12 protein-coding genes are annotated in these 15370 nt (G+C 38.8%); 2 read left to right on the top strand and 10 right to left on the bottom strand.

The window, feature by feature from the left end; genetic code table 11:
• Positions 1-47: 47 nt before the first annotated feature.
• The 7 genes from CIL03_RS15390 to CIL03_RS15355 all read right to left on the bottom strand — a co-directional run bounded on the left by CIL03_RS15390 (position 48) and on the right by CIL03_RS15355 (position 9367).
• Positions 48-929 carry a ComEC/Rec2 family competence protein gene (locus CIL03_RS15390; protein ID WP_094886774.1) on the bottom strand — a complete coding sequence of 294 codons (882 nt, stop codon included), beginning with the start codon at positions 927-929 and terminating at the stop codon, positions 48-50.
• Between the two features lie 132 nt (positions 930-1061).
• Positions 1062-3200 carry an ATP-dependent Clp protease ATP-binding subunit gene (locus tag CIL03_RS15385; RefSeq protein WP_094886773.1) on the bottom strand — a complete coding sequence of 713 codons (2139 nt, stop codon included), beginning with the start codon at positions 3198-3200 and terminating at the stop codon, positions 1062-1064.
• 222 nt (positions 3201-3422) lie between these two features.
• The gene (gene mbcS, locus CIL03_RS15380) at positions 3423-5003 is read right to left on the bottom strand and encodes an acyl-CoA synthetase MbcS (RefSeq protein WP_094886772.1); all 1581 of its coding nucleotides are present in this window, start codon (positions 5001-5003) and stop codon (positions 3423-3425) included.
• A 116-nt stretch (positions 5004-5119) separates the two neighbouring features.
• Complete coding sequence (pdaA, locus tag CIL03_RS15375; RefSeq protein WP_094886771.1) at positions 5120-5908, bottom strand: delta-lactam-biosynthetic de-N-acetylase; 789 nt, start codon at positions 5906-5908, stop codon at positions 5120-5122.
• Between the two features lie 56 nt (positions 5909-5964).
• Positions 5965-7278 (bottom strand): Na+/H+ antiporter family protein, encoded by a 1314-nt coding sequence (locus CIL03_RS15370; RefSeq protein WP_094886770.1) that lies wholly within the window; start codon positions 7276-7278, stop codon positions 5965-5967.
• A 399-nt stretch (positions 7279-7677) separates the two neighbouring features.
• Positions 7678-8475, bottom strand: a complete 798-nt coding sequence (locus CIL03_RS15365; RefSeq protein WP_094886769.1) for a YfkD famly protein — start codon at positions 8473-8475, stop codon at positions 7678-7680.
• Positions 8476-8974: 499 nt separating this feature from the next.
• Positions 8975-9367, bottom strand: coding sequence for an OsmC family protein (locus CIL03_RS15355; protein WP_094886767.1), 393 nt, complete (start codon positions 9365-9367; stop codon positions 8975-8977).
• 151 nt (positions 9368-9518) lie between these two features.
• On the opposite strand from CIL03_RS15355, the gene CIL03_RS15350 reads away from it, so the two are divergent.
• Complete coding sequence (locus tag CIL03_RS15350; RefSeq protein WP_094886766.1) at positions 9519-10685, top strand: MFS transporter; 1167 nt, start codon at positions 9519-9521, stop codon at positions 10683-10685.
• A gap of 44 nt (positions 10686-10729) precedes the next feature.
• On the opposite strand, the gene CIL03_RS15345 is transcribed toward CIL03_RS15350, so the two are convergent.
• Positions 10730-11413, bottom strand: a complete 684-nt coding sequence (locus CIL03_RS15345) for an amino acid ABC transporter permease (RefSeq protein ID WP_094886765.1) — start codon at positions 11411-11413, stop codon at positions 10730-10732.
• Between the two features lie 12 nt (positions 11414-11425).
• Positions 11426-12322 (bottom strand): transporter substrate-binding domain-containing protein, encoded by an 897-nt coding sequence (locus CIL03_RS15340; protein WP_094886764.1) that lies wholly within the window; start codon positions 12320-12322, stop codon positions 11426-11428.
• A gap of 257 nt (positions 12323-12579) precedes the next feature.
• On the opposite strand from CIL03_RS15340, the gene CIL03_RS15335 reads away from it, so the two are divergent.
• On the top strand, positions 12580-14502 hold the full coding sequence (locus CIL03_RS15335) for a heavy metal translocating P-type ATPase (protein ID WP_094886763.1): 1923 nt from the start codon (positions 12580-12582) through the stop codon (positions 14500-14502).
• 27 nt (positions 14503-14529) lie between these two features.
• Here CIL03_RS15335 and CIL03_RS15330 read toward each other — a convergent pair whose 3' ends face one another.
• On the bottom strand, positions 14530-15351 hold the full coding sequence (locus CIL03_RS15330) for a YihY/virulence factor BrkB family protein (RefSeq protein ID WP_094886762.1): 822 nt from the start codon (positions 15349-15351) through the stop codon (positions 14530-14532).
• Between the last annotated feature and the right edge of the window lie 19 nt (positions 15352-15370).

Raw genomic sequence — 15370 nt, 5'->3', positions numbered from 1 at the left:
ATTTCCCCCAATAAAATTTCTTTATATCACGATGATAACATACCAGCCTAGCCAGCATCATGTTTTAAATTATTAATTGGTTCCCGCTGTGGAAGAATGAAGTAGTTATTACCATTTGTACGTATGACAACATCACCATATGCCGCTGTTGAATAAATAGTTGCATTTACTTTATATAAATTTTCAATCACACGATCAACCGGGTGTCCGTAATCATTTTCGATACTATAAGTAAGGATAGCGGCCTGTGGGGCTACTTCCTTCAAAAAACCTAAAGAAGTACTTGTATTTGAGCCGTGATGAGCCACTTTTATAATTTCAGATTGCAGGTCTTGATGCTTGAGCAATACTTTTTCTTGTTCCATTTCCACATCACTCATCAGCAAAAAGTCAATCTCATTATAGCTGATTTTTAATACAATGGAAGATTGATTATTATTTTTATTCTTTTCATAGGAATTTAAGATTTTAATATCAAGTAATGGATCAATTTTTACTTGGTCATTTTTCCTGGCAATTTCAACGGGGATATCGTCTTTCCAAATTTGATTAAGGTATCTGCCATATGTCTTTGTTGAATATAATTTGCCTGAATCGAGGATCTGCTTGATTTCAAAGGACTTCATTACATGTGGAAGCCCCCCAATGTGATCAATATCTGGATGTGTAGCAATCAGCAGGTCAATCTTTTCTATGTTTAGTTCTTCCAGGTAAGATACCACCTTTTTCCCTGCCTCTGGAGGGCCTCCATCAATCAGGATTGTCTTATCAGAAGGAGTAATAATAAGAATACTGTCACCCTGCCCCACATCAATAAAGTGAACATCCATCACTTCCTTTGATTCTGCAAATACTTGTATTGGCTGGGTAATTGAAAGTAATAAAAGGAATAGAATAAAAGCGATCTGGGACTGCTTGCTCCAACTCATGAAATACACCCTTTAAATTCGAAGTCCCCCTTAGTTTTACACTTTTTTCGCTTATTATTTATTGGGTGACATGAATTTTTGTAAGCAGAAAAAAACCCCGCTGCACTAAGTCAGCGAGGTGACGTTCATTCTTTATGCTTTTTGCACAACAACGGCATTATCAGCGACATCTACATGAACATTTTCTACATTGTCTTCCTCTAAAATCAGGTCAGTAAGCTGATCCTCAATTTTGTCCTGGATGACTCTGCGTAAAGGTCTTGCGCCAAAGCGTTTATCATAGCCAAGTCGTACTAATTCATGTTTCGCTTCTTCGGAAATTGTTATATTTATATTATTTTCTTCAATTGTATTTTGCAATTCACTTAGCATCAGATCAACAATTTCAAGTAAGTTGTCTTCTGAAAGCTCATTGAAATTAATGATTGAATCAAAACGATTTAGGAATTCCGGTTTAAAATAGGCTGAAAGGTTTTCCAGTGTTGTTACAGATTCATGTGCCTCACTATTAAACCCAACATTGATTTCTTTAACACCAGTACCAGCATTACTTGTCATAATAATTACTGTTTCTTTAAAGCTGACAGTTCTGCCATGGGAATCGGTTAAATGGCCATCTTCCATAATTTGCAGGAACATGTTTTGTACGTCCGGATGGGCTTTTTCAATTTCATCAAGCAGAATGATGGAATACGGATTGCGACGCACACGCTCGGTTAGCTGTCCAGCTTCTTCATGGCCTACATAGCCTGGGGGTGAACCGATAATTTTTGACACCGCGTGTTTTTCCATATACTCACTCATATCCAGACGAATCAATGAATCCCTTGAGCCAAATATTTCTTCCGCTAAAGCCTTCGTCAGTTCTGTTTTACCTACACCTGTTGGTCCTACAAACAGGAAGGATCCAATTGGACGATATTTCGATTTTAGTCCTGCACGGCTGCGGCGGATTGCTTTTGCAACTTTGTTAACAGCTTCTTCCTGACCAATTACTTTCGCGCTCAGGCTTTCCGCAATATTTTTCATTTTTTCCTGTTCGTCTGTTTGCAGCTTCGTTACAGGAATACCTGTTTTTTCTTCGACAAGCAGTTGAATATCGGAAACATCTACATCAATAACCTGTTCCTCACCTTTTGCTGCTTCCAGTTGTTTTTGCAGCTGGATTTCCTGATAGCGAAGATTTGCAGCACGTTCATAATCTTCTTTTTCAGCTGCTCCTTCTTTCTCTTTAATAATATCCTGCAGGCGCTGATTAATTGAGCTCGAATCTTTTACCGCATTAGCTAAATTCAAACGTGATCCAACCTCATCCATTAAGTCGATCGCTTTATCCGGCAGGAACCTGTCCTGAATGTAGCGGCTTGAAAGTGTTACAAATGCATGGATGGCCTCATCAGAGTAACGCACCTCATGGAATTTCTCATAGCGGTCTTTTATACCGTTTAATATTTTTACTGCTTCCTCAGCTGTCGGTTCTTTTACATGAATCGGCTGCAGGCGTCGCTCAAGTGCTGCATCTTTTTCAATTTGGCGATATTCTTTTAATGTTGTTGCACCAATTAATTGCAATTCACCACGTGCCAATGCAGGTTTTAAAATATTTCCTGCATCCATTTGTGAGCTTTCTGCTGTTCCTGCACCAACCAATAGATGAATCTCATCGACAAAGAGAATTACATCCTGGCGTTCCTGCAGTTCGGAAATCAATTGTTTCATCCGCTCTTCAAATTGTCCGCGAATTCCTGTATTGGCAACCAGTGAAGCCACGTCCAGCAGATAAACTTCTTTGTTCATTAATTTTGCCGGGACATCGCCTTCAGTAATTTTAACAGCTAGTCCTTCTGCAATAGCTGTTTTACCAACACCAGGTTCACCGATTAAAACCGGATTATTTTTATTTCTTCTATTTAATGTTTCAATAACACGTTTCACTTCATGATCACGGCCAATTACCGGATCAATTAATCCTGATCTGGCTGCCCCAGTTACATTTTTAGCTAATTGGTCAATTAAACCATTTCCATTATTTTCTTGCTTTTGTTTTGTTCTAGTTGTTGCTTTATTTGATCCGTTTCCTTGGAAAAAGTTGTTGGAAAACGCGTCTGCATTTCCAAATGGTGAATTCGAGAAGAAATCATTGGAATTCATCATTTTATCCTGAATCTCCTTAAAGCAATCATTACAAAGGTGCAGTTGAACTTTCTCATTATTCATTTGCATTGCTACATTAATGTTTGCTGGATTAACTCCACAATTTTGACATTGCATTATCCATTCCTCCTTGAATTTTCCGTATATATTAATCAATGTTTGACTTTGACTATCTTTGACCTTATGACTTTATTATACTCTGACCTTTTTTGACTTTCAAGCCTTTTGATCAAAAAAATTTTAAATTTCCTGTTGCGAGTGTGAACTTCAGCATTCAGCCATTCTTCGCCAACAAAAAAACAGATGAAAGCCGATTAAGACTCTCATCTGTTACAACTATTATTTAGCAGCTGACTTTTCCTTATTACGCAGTTCAATACGTCTGATCTTTCCGGAAGTAGTTTTCGGCAGCTCATCCAAAAACTCAATTTTTCTCGGATACTTATATGGTGCCGTCAAGTTTTTAACATGGTCCTGCAGTTCTTTGACCAAATCTGGATTATTCGCATCAACACCATCTCTCACCACTATAAATGCCTTCACCACACTTCCGCGTATCTCATCCGGGCTTCCAACAACCGCGCACTCCTGAACGTAAGGGTGTTTGACCAAGGCATCTTCCACTTCAAATGGACCAATTGTATAGCCGGAGCTGATAATAATATCATCACTGCGACCTTCAAACCAGAAGTAGCCATCCTCATCCTTATATGCCTGATCGCCAGTTACATAGTAATCGCCTCTTTGCGACATCTTCGTGCGCTCCGTATCTTTATAATACTCTCTGAACAATGCGGGACTGTCTAATTTCAGAGCAATATCCCCTGGTTCATTTGGTGGCACAGGATCACCATTCTCATCAATGATTTCAACTTCATTTCCTGGAGTTGGTTTCCCCATCGATCCTGGTCTCACTTCCATATCCTTCATGATTCCAAGAAGCAATGTGTTTTCGGTTTGTCCATAACCATCCCGGACGGTAATGTCAAAATGCTTACGGAAAGTATCAATAACTTCCACATTTAATGGTTCGCCGGCTGAAACTGCACTATGCAGTGCAGGTAATTGGTAATCATCCAGATTATCCACCTTTGCCATAATCCGGTATTCTGTAGGTGTACAGCATAAAACATTGATTTCATTATCCTGCAGCAGGCTTAAATACTTTTTCGCATCAAATTTACCATGATAGATAAAGCCAGTTGCACCTGATCCAAGAACAGACAGGAATGGGCTCCATATCCATTTTTGCCAGCCGGGTCCTGCCGTTGCCCATACTTTATCCCCTTCATTACTGCACAACCAATTTTCCGGTGCTGTCCTTAAATGGGCATAGCCCCACCCATGCGTATGGACAACACCTTTTGGATTCCCAGTTGTACCAGAAGTATATGGCAAAAATGCAATATCGTCCCGGCTGGTTTCAGCCATTGGGAGCTCTTCTGAGGCATCTTCTTTCAATCTGTCCAGGAAAACCCAGCCATCTGCAGGCTCTCCAACTGTAAACTTTTTCAGCTGATCATATTCTTTAATATCCTTGTACTGATCCACAAACGAAAAATAACTTATGATACCACTGACCTCTCCGTGAGATACTCGGTATTGCAGGTCTTTGGTTTTCAGCATTTCCGAACTTGGAATAATAATGATGCCTGTTTTTAATGCAGCCAGATAAACCTCGTAGACATCAATTACCCTTGGTATCATTACAAGTACTTTATCGCCTCTTTTTAAACCATTTTCCAAAAGTACGTTTCCAATTCTATTAACATTTCTCATCAATTCACTATATGTAATTTCTTTTGTATCACCAGCTTCATTCTGCCAAATCAGTGCTTTTTTAGACAGGTCTGATGCAAAACGTTCCACTTCCATTACAATGTTGTAGTCTTTCGGAGCAATCAATTCTTCTCTATTCATTCTTTCATCTCCTTATCCGGTGTATTTACTTAGTATATCAAAAGTTGTGAAAATTTTAAATAAAAAATTGAGGCTAACTAAAATGTCAGCCTCATATTTGTTACTTATTCTGTTCATTAAAATCCATAAATACCTTCTGGAAGCTTATCCTTTAGCACCAGATCATCTAAACTCTTAAAGCTGTATCCCTGTTTTTTCAATTCGGTTATTAATTTCTGGAGTGACTCCGCATTGTCTGATGATACGGTATGAAGCAGTACGATCGCTCCAGGGTGTATTTGTGCCATGATTTGGTCATAAGCATATTTCCAGCCTTTTTGTTTATCCACGTTCCAGTCGGCAAAGGCGATTGACCAGAATACATGAATATAACCAAGGTCATTCGACCATTTTAATGTTTGCTCATTAAATATCCCTCTGGGCGGCCGTAAGTACTTCAATTCCTTTTGATTGGAAACTTTCGCTACTGCAGCTTCCAAAGTCTCCAATTCCTCTTTCATTGCATCCATCGTCATAACTGAAAAATCCGGATGATGATAGGAATGGTTTCCAATGATATGCCCTTCTTCTGCCATTCTTTTGACAAGTTCAGGTTCACTTTTTACATAATGTCCGGTTACGAAAAAAGTTGCCGGCACATCTTCTTTTTTCAATACATTTAGAATATCAGCAGTATATCCTTGTTCATAGCCATTATCAAAAGTTAAATAAATGTTCTTTTCTCCTGAGAAATCAGCATAGTATGCACCAAACTTCTCAAGCATTTCCTGGTACTTCCCAACTTCTGGAATCTGATGATCAGAGTTTTTCTTATATCCCCAGCCAAAACCACTCGATGCCTCTATAGTCATATAACTGCCGAAAAAGGCAAGAAAAACGATGATGGAAACGATTATTTTCCGCATAACAACCCCACCTATTTTTTTCTTACCTTTTACTAATGCTTGTCATTTTATTCAGTCTAAAGAATGATTGCCGCAACCCATCCAAAGATAAATAATGGAATATTAAAGTGGATGAATGTCGGAACACAGGTATCCCAAATATGATTGTGTTTTCCATCAGCATTCAACCCGGATGTCGGTCCCAATGTACTGTCAGATGCAGGTGAACCAGCATCACCCAATGCCCCTGCTGTACCAATCAATGCGGCTATCGCAAGGGGGGAGAATCCGGCAGCCATACAAATAGGAACATATAATGCCGCAATAATTGGAATGGTACCGAATGAAGAACCAATGCCAATTGTCACAACCAAGCCCACAAGTAATAAAACAAATGCAATTAGGGGTTTATTATCCCCTAAAAATCCGGAGGTAACTTCGACTAATGCATCCACTGCCCCAGTCTCGGTTAAGATATTTCCATATCCTGATGCAACCAGCATGACAAAAGCGATTGTTCCCATCATGCCAATACCTTCTGTAACGATGGAATCCCCTCTATTAAAAGGAACGGCAATAAATAAGAACATTAATACTAACCCAGTCAATGCACCTGCAATTAAGTTTCCGGTAACTATTTGTACAACTAAAGCCGCTACAATAGCAACAATCGTCAGCATATGTTTTTTGTTGAATGCTACTTTTTCTGAATTAGGTGAAATGAAGGAAGCTTCTGTTCCACCCGCTCCCGGTACAGCTTCACGGTCTTTTCGATAAGTAAAAAATACCGCGATTAATAAACCAACAATCATTCCAGATCCGGGAATCAGCATTGCTAACGCAGTTTCTCCGGTTGTAATAGACCCAGCACCATTTTGTTCCATTCCATCAACAATTATTCCGTGAAATATAAGTCCAAATCCTGCTGGAATCATTACATATGGAGCCTTCAGGCCAAATGTCAATGCAGCAGCAACTGCCCGGCGGTCTAATTTCATACTATCAAAAAGCTTTAGCAACGGTGGAATTAAAATAGGAATAAATGCAATATGCACAGGCACTAAGTTTTGCGATAGACACGCGACACCAGCAATGGCCAACACCATCATTGTCTTTTTTCCCGTTAATACACGAATTAAATAGTTAACTAGAATCGAAGTAATCCCCGTATAGCTGATTGCCACTGCAAATGCACCAAGCAGAATATAGCTTAAAGCAGTGTTAGCCTGACCTCCCATTCCAGCAACTAATGTTTCAATTGATTCTACCACCGACAGTCCAGCCATTAACCCAGCAGTAAGTGCTGCAGCGATAATCGCAATTATGACATTGACGCGCAATAGACTTAAAATGGTCAAAACCAAAACCGATACAACTACAATCCATTCCATCTTCTCTTCCCCTTCCTGTCTCTCTATATCCATATCTATTCATAGTGAAATTTATTATTCGCTTTAATACTTTACTATAATAAAGCATTAAAGCGTAAAAATCAACCCCCTGTTATAAAGGAAATTCAGCATTATTTTGCTATCTTCTTATTATGTTACTTTATTGTTATGGTCTAACGGAGCTAAGACAAATAAAACCGCTCTTCGTTACTTTTCTGCTGCATTCGAACGGAGATATATCATATAGATGCTGGCTACTGAACCTATTCAGAGATCTAGAGAAATTTGTACTGCTTTGCTAAGTAAACTTGGATAATTAAAATACCAGAATCCCGATAAATCAATATTAATCAGGATTCTGGTATGTGCTGTTATTTGAGGTCATCCGTTACTGGATGATCACTTCAAATTAAATGAGAAAGAAATATGATCCTGGATTGGGATCCAGGCGCCTATCCCCTGCTTTGTTACATTTTTAATTTCGATGGATTTCTTTGATCCTTTTAGTTGAATGTATACCTCGCCAAATGTGACCTGACCTTTTTCATTTACTGCAGGAGCAAATGCTTTTAATGTTGCATATTTTTTTGCGGGTACATTATAGGAATTATCTTTTTTTGTATTTTTCCCGATCACTGTTTGATAAGAAAGGGGGAGCTTTGTTTTTTCTTTTGATTGCAAAAGCATCATTTTTTTCACATCGTCCGGGTTATTGATTTTATTTGTCAGTGCACCCCTGATTTCTTTTTCCTCCTGCTGATTATAGTTCATTTCCTGATTGCTTTCACCGCCAATATTATTTATTTCATTTAAGTTGATTTGCTGATATTCCCAGTTAATCGTCGTTTCCAATGATTTATAATTCAGCGGCCAGCGACCAATGTAGACCATTCCTCTATAACCAAATGCTATTGGTGAGGGCTTAATGGTTGTTTCATTCAAAAGCTTGATTAGATCCGGATTCTCAATTGGAGTCTCAATGGATTCAATCAATTCCTTCGTTGTTTCACTTGGTTCAACAACCTCTTGATCCTCCGTAGAATTCGGATAGGTGTTCTCTTTTGATATGGTTAAAACATGACTTGGAATTTCGAAATCATCTTTGGTTTTTTCCTTTTCTTCACCAAAACCGCTTATCGGGAGCAAAAAAGTAAATACAAATACAATTAATACAATCAAATAGCTTTTTTTGTTCATGTGCCCATTCCTTTCCTTTTAACCATAGTTTTTTCGGACACATGAATTTTATACCTTAGATTTATCTTTACACTAAGACTATTTTCTAAAAGATTTGGATAGCGCGCTACTTGTCCCTCCGAAAAGGATCCCTTGTTTTTGACAAAAAATCTATAGACTGCGACATAGTAAAAGTTCTCTTGCATCATGTAAAAAAATTGTTGAGTGCTAAAACTCGCTCCGGAAATATTCAGTTTACTGCCGATAAAGTGCAATAGTAATCAATACAAGCATAGAACCACCACACCAGTTCGGGTGAGCGAAGGGCGGTGACTCCTGCGGGAATAGCACGAGTCCGAAGACCCCGCAGAGTGGTTTTCTCGAGGAGGCTGAGGCCGTGCCCGCGGAAAGCATCCGCCCGGAGCGATCCCGAACGGCGATTATAGCAGATACCAATTATGTCGCAGTTTACATCAACTATGATGTTAAAAAAGCAATAAAATGGACAAAAAAACCTGCTCTATCCACTTAACTCAATCGTTTCAATACTTTCTTCAATCTTAATACTATCTTCAACAGAACGAATCATGGAGCAGTTTTTCCTGGATATTTCTAAATTTTTATAGAGTCTTTCGGGATCCAGGCGTGGTCCTTTAATAATATACTTTAAGGATATACGCTCGATTCGATTTGCCTCTTCTGGATTCCTTTCCACTTCTGCATTAATTTGAAGATCGTCCACTTCTATTCGCTGCTTTTCCAGTATTTTGCGAAATACTGATCCACTGCAGCCCGCAATGGAAGCAACCATCAGCTGAAATGGACGGAATCCATAATCCTCATTGCCTGAGATAGATAACTCACCGTAATCAAAATCAATTCTCATACCATTTTCTTTTAAATGAAATTCCATTCTTACCCCTCCATTTTAATTTGTCTACTTAGAATATTACCTTAATTGAATTGTTCTAATCTATTTTTAAATCCATATGGTTCAGAACAATTGACCTTTTATAAAATAGCCATTAAATTTAACTAAGAACAAGCTTTGGCAGGTGACACAAATGGCTACAGAAAAGATAAGATTTTGGATATTGATTGCATTGGTTTCAATCTCAGGTTTCTCACAGGGAATGCTGCTGCCATTGCTTTCAATTATTCTTGAACAAAACGGAGTTGCTTCTTCCGTAAATGGACTTCATGCAACAGGACTGTATATAGGTGTACTTATAGCTTCCCCATTTATGGAAAAACCAATGCAGAAATTCGGCTTCAAACCAGTCATTGTGGTTGGTGGTATGCTTGTTTTTATATCACTTGCACTTTTCCCTTTTTGGGAGGCCTTATGGTTTTGGTTTATTCTAAGGATGATGATCGGGATTGGGGATCAGATGCTTCATTTTGGTACACAGACTTGGATTACAACAACTGCCACAAAAGAAACCAGAGGAAAGAGCATTGCTTATTACGGTTTATTTTTCGGTTTGGGGTTTGCACTTGGACCGCTAATGACCAGGTTATTATCAGTTAATGAAGCATTGCCTTTTCTATTATCTGCCGGGCTAAGCATGCTTGTATGGTCAACGATGCTTTTTGTCCGGAATAAATGGCCGGAGCAGGAGGAGGTAAATACCGCTCATGCTTCAAGCTCATTTGGGAGATTTATCGAAACAGGAAAAATTGCATGGGTTGCGCTTTTACCTGGGTTTGGGTATGGATTTTTGGAGGCTTCACTTCATAGCATTTTTCCAATTTATGGATTAAGAATCGGACATGATGTTGCTATTTTGTCACTGATCATCCCGTGCTTTGCTGCAGGCAGTCTGATAACTCAATTGCCGCTGGGGATACTAAGTGACAAAATAGGAAGAAAGCCAGTTCTGCTTTTTGTACTAACTGCCGGGATAGGCTGTTTTATCTTAGCGGCATTACTTGAGACTTCTATACTTGCATTATTTATATTATTTGCCCTTGCAGGTATGTTCGTTGGCTCACTATTTTCTCTTGGAATATCCTATATGACAGATTTACTCCCAGGGAATCTCCTGCCAGCCGGAAATCTGATGGTCGGCATTACCTTCAGTCTTGGCAGTATAAGCGGACCTTTTTTAGGTGGATTGTACGTCCAGGCATTTCCTGAGATATCTTTCTTTTATTTAATTGCAGCAATGCTGGTAATTGTAATTCTCGCAATAAGCCTGAACATAGGCGCTCAAGTGAAAGCACAATAATTTGTATATAAAAGAGACACTCAAATTTCGGAGTGTCTCTTTTATCATAAAAACCTGCTGTAACGTTCTTCCAGCCTATCCTGCATAAACCCGATCACAATACAAATCGGCCAGTAAATGAACGCCACCAGTACATACATTGTCATTGCATCGAATTCTCTTCCTGCAACGATTTGTGTTTTTTGAAAAAGCTCTGGAACAGTAATGACCGCTGCCAGTGATGTTGCCTTTACAATATCCATGAACACATTTGTCAATGGTGGTATTGCAATTCTTGTGGCTTGCGGCAGAATAATTTTTCTTAGCGTTGTCCAGTATTTCAGATTTAGTGCTCTGGCTGATTCCCATTGACCATTATCAATGCTGTTCAATGATGACCTGTCAATTTCAGCAATATATGCGGCACTGTTTAAACCGAAGCCAAGGATAGCCGCGGTTAATGCTGTAAATTCAAGTCCAACATAGGGCAGACCAAAATATAATATAAATAAAAATACAAGCATTGGTGTTCCCCGCATGAATGAAATATAAATACGGGCAGGCCATCTAAGCATAAATTTTCGCGATCCTCTTGCCAGTGCCAGCACTAAACCCAGCACAAGCCCAATTGCCATGCCAGCAATGGAGACCAGTAATGTCATTGGAAGTCCTTCAAGAACAAAAGGCAGGCTTTCAATAGCCAGTTCTATATCAAATAATCCACCAAAATCAAAACCGTTAAAGTTCATAATTCAGTCTCCCTACAGATCAAGACCTTCTATTTCCTGAATTTCACCTTCTGGTTTTTCTGAAGCATCTTCTTCATAAAACTTGATTGCCAGCTCAGAAAGTGTTCCATCCTCACGCATTTCTGTTAATGCCTGGTTTATATTTTCTGTCAGCTGATCAGCATCTTTTGGTATAACAACTGCCTGTTCCGTTGGATGGAATTTTAACGTCGGATGCAGATGCAAGTCAAAATCAGGAAAAGCCCCTACTCCGAACTTTGTTAAATAATAATCATTAATCACCACGTCAGTCCGTGCATTGCTTACATCACTTAAGTAAGCTTCATTTGGTGCATTTCCATATGTAACAACCTCTGCGCCAAAATGTTCAGCAATCTGGCTATAAATTGTTGTCGCACCGCCACCGGCTTTCTTACCTTCCAGATCCTCTAATGTTTCAATTCCTGAGTTATCAGATTCACGGACAGCCATCGTAGAATAGGAGTATTTATATGGTTCACTGAAATTAAATTCTTCTTTTCTCTTTTCCGTTGGTTCTATATCATTTGCAGCAACATCAATTCTTCCACTTTGAATTGCAGGAAGCATCGCGTCAATACTCATGATTTCAAATGAAATATCCAAATCAAGCCGTTTAGCTATCTCACGCATTATTTCCACATCATAACCAGTTAATTGGTCTTCACTTTCCTCTTCACCATCGTAATAAGAAGCTGCAATTAATGTACCAGATGTTCCAACTACAAGTTCTCCAGCTTCTTGAATTTCTGCCCATCTTTCATCAGAAGTGCTTTCTTCTGCAGTACTTTCATTTGATTCTTCCGACTTATTTTCCTCACCTGAATCCCCACAGGCACTTAAAATAATAACTGTCATAAGAAATGCTAAAAATAATGTAACCTTTTTCATTCCTCTGTCTCCTCTCATTACTCTTGTTATATTAAAATATCCATAATGATTGTAACAATCTAACACTTTAAATTCAATATATTTGGATCTGTTATTCTCCTAATAAAATTACTGTATCAATGATTAGAAATAACTGTAAATTTCTTCTTGACTTTAACTAATGTAATGATAAAATAATAACAAATACTAAATTATAATAATTATAAATAAGGTTATTCCATTTTATATTAATACCAAATAAGGGGGTACTGAAATTGATGACAGATACGTTGAAACAACCCAAACTATCTAAAACACTGCAAGAAGTTAAATTATTTTCCAATTTAAGCCAGCATAAAGAATTAATCGCTGCATTATTCAGCGGTTTCCTAATTTTATTTACATGGATTATTGGTGATCATATTTCCCATACGTTGTGGGTAATCCTGCATCTGACAGCATTTGTAATTGGAGGTTACGCTAAAGCTAAGGAAGGGATTACCGAAACCATTGCAAATAAAGAGCTGAATGTCGAAATGCTTATGATCTTTGCTGCAATCGGGGCTGCTGCAATTGGCTACTGGACAGAGGGAGCAATACTTATCTTTATTTTTGCATTATCCGGGGCTCTTGAAACATATACAATGAACAGAAGCAATAAAGAGATTTCAGCATTAATGAACCTTCAGCCGGAAGAAGCATTAGTGATAAAAGACGGTTTGGAAACTGTAACACCTGTATCAGACCTCAACATTGGTGATATCGTCCTTGTCCGGGCTGGAGAAAGAATACCAGCAGATGGAAGCATCATAAAAGGATCCACCGTAATAGATGAAAGTGCGATTACCGGGGAATCGATCCCTGTCGGAAAAGCTGGCAGTGAAGATGTTTTTGCAGGGACAGTCGCATTGGACGGAACCATCACAGTAAAAATAACAACACAGCCAAATGAAACATTGTTCCAGAAGATTATCCAAATGGTTCAATCCGCACAGGAAGAGAAATCCCCCTCCCAGCTATTCATTGAAAAATTTGAGGGTACCTATGTAAAGGTTGTTTTAGCCGTTGTAGCAATTATGATGTTTTTGCCATATCTTTTATTCGGATGGTCCTTCTCCGAGAGTATTTACCGGGCGATGATCTTACTTGTGGTAGCATCTCCATGTGCTCTTGTAGCATCGATTATGCCGGCAACATTATCGGCTATTTCAAATAGTGCCAAAAGTGGTGTTCTTTTTAAAGGCGGTGTCCATGCAGAAAATTTGAGTCATATAAAAGCAATTGCATTTGACAAAACCGGTACATTAACGAATGGCTTGCCTGTCGTGACAGATGCCTATTTCCATTCCAATTTTAACAGCAATGAGATTTTAGAAATTGCCGGTGCTATTGAAAAAGAATCAACACATCCGCTGGCTCGTGCAATAACTGCATATAGTGAAAGTCAGCTCAATAATACAAGCAGAATAAATGTTTCTGATATGAAAAATGTGAGTGGTAATGGTGTATCAGCATTTGTAAACAACAGTAAGTGGGAGATTGGCAAACCAGACTTTGTGGGAAAGGAAGGGGCAGCAGAATTTCAAAATGGGGTATCCGAACAGCTTGCAGCAAAAGGGAAAACAGTTGTGTTCGTCAAAAAGGATAATCAGATCGTGGCAGTTTTTGCCTTAAAAGATACGGTTCGAAAAGTTACTAAAAAGGCAATTCAATTATTAAGAAAGCAAAATATCCATACAGTTATGCTTACAGGCGACAATGAGGTCACTGCAAAAGCGGTAGCAGAAGAAGCCGGCATTGACGATTACATTGCTAATTGTCTGCCTGAAGAAAAGGTTCAGCATGTGAAGGAATTACGAAAAACCTATAAAAATGTCGCAATGGTTGGGGATGGAATTAATGATGCACCAGCCCTGGCAAGTGCAAATGCCGGTATAGCCATGGGTGAAGGAACAGACGTGGCACTGGAAACTGCTGATATTGTATTAATGAAAAATGACCTTTCCAAAATCACCGATGCAATAGCTTTATCCGGGCGCATGAATAAAATTGTAAAGCAGAACGTAATATTTTCCTTAAGTGTTATCACGATTCTTATTCTTACCAATTTTTTCCAGTTGCTGGATATGCCCCTTGGAGTCATCGGACATGAAGGCAGCACAATTTTGGTTATATTAAACGGATTACGATTATTAAGATAAGATGCTCCCGCGCCGGAGCATCTTTTTTTATTCAGCAGGATGATGCTTCCTTATTGTTGCATTGATCACGCCACCGATCATGATGATAATCCCGGAAATATAAAACCAGATCATCAGTACAATGACGGCACCCAGACTTCCATAGGTAGCAGAGTAATTGCCCATCGTACTTACATAATAAGAAAATCCCAATGATACAAGCTGCCAAAATACCGTGGCAAACAACGCGCCCCATATTGCATTTTTGAAATAGATTCTAATATTTGGTGCTAATTTATACAAAGCAAGCAGCACAACGAAAAATATAACAGAAGAAATTAACCAGCGGAACGTTTCCCAAAACGAAAGAAAGCCTTCAGATAATCCAAAAAAGGAAAACAAATAAACACCGATCATCCGTCCAAATATTGGAAGCAAAAATGCGATGCAAATAATTGTTACCATTCCGATTGTGACAATAATCGCGATTAGCCTGGCAACAATGAAAGATCTGTCTTCATCTACCTCATAGGCCTGGTTTAAAGCCCTCGTGAGTGCATTAACTCCATTTGAAGCTGCCCACAATGTTCCAATAATACTAATGGACAAGAGCCCTCCATTTTGATTATTGACCAACTGGCTGATATTTGTATTAATTAGTTCCATAATCTGCTCAGGTGCGTAAGTTGCAATTAAATCAATTACAGCATTTTCTTCGATTGGCAAATACCCTACCAGGGTCAGCAAAAATAATAAAAATGGGAATAGTGATAATAAGAAAAAATAAGCTAGCTGGGCCGCCAATCCAAAGACATCTGTATCCAACACCCTTTGAAATAGCCGCTTCCCAAACGTAATCATTTTTTTCACATCAGCACTCTCCCACGTA

The sequence above is a fragment of the Virgibacillus indicus genome, from assembly GCF_002266285.1.
Classification (GTDB): domain Bacteria; phylum Bacillota; class Bacilli; order Bacillales; family Amphibacillaceae; genus Virgibacillus_K; species Virgibacillus_K indicus.
Note: the sequence above shows the minus strand (reverse complement) of the source record. Positions and strands in the feature narration are given on the sequence as shown.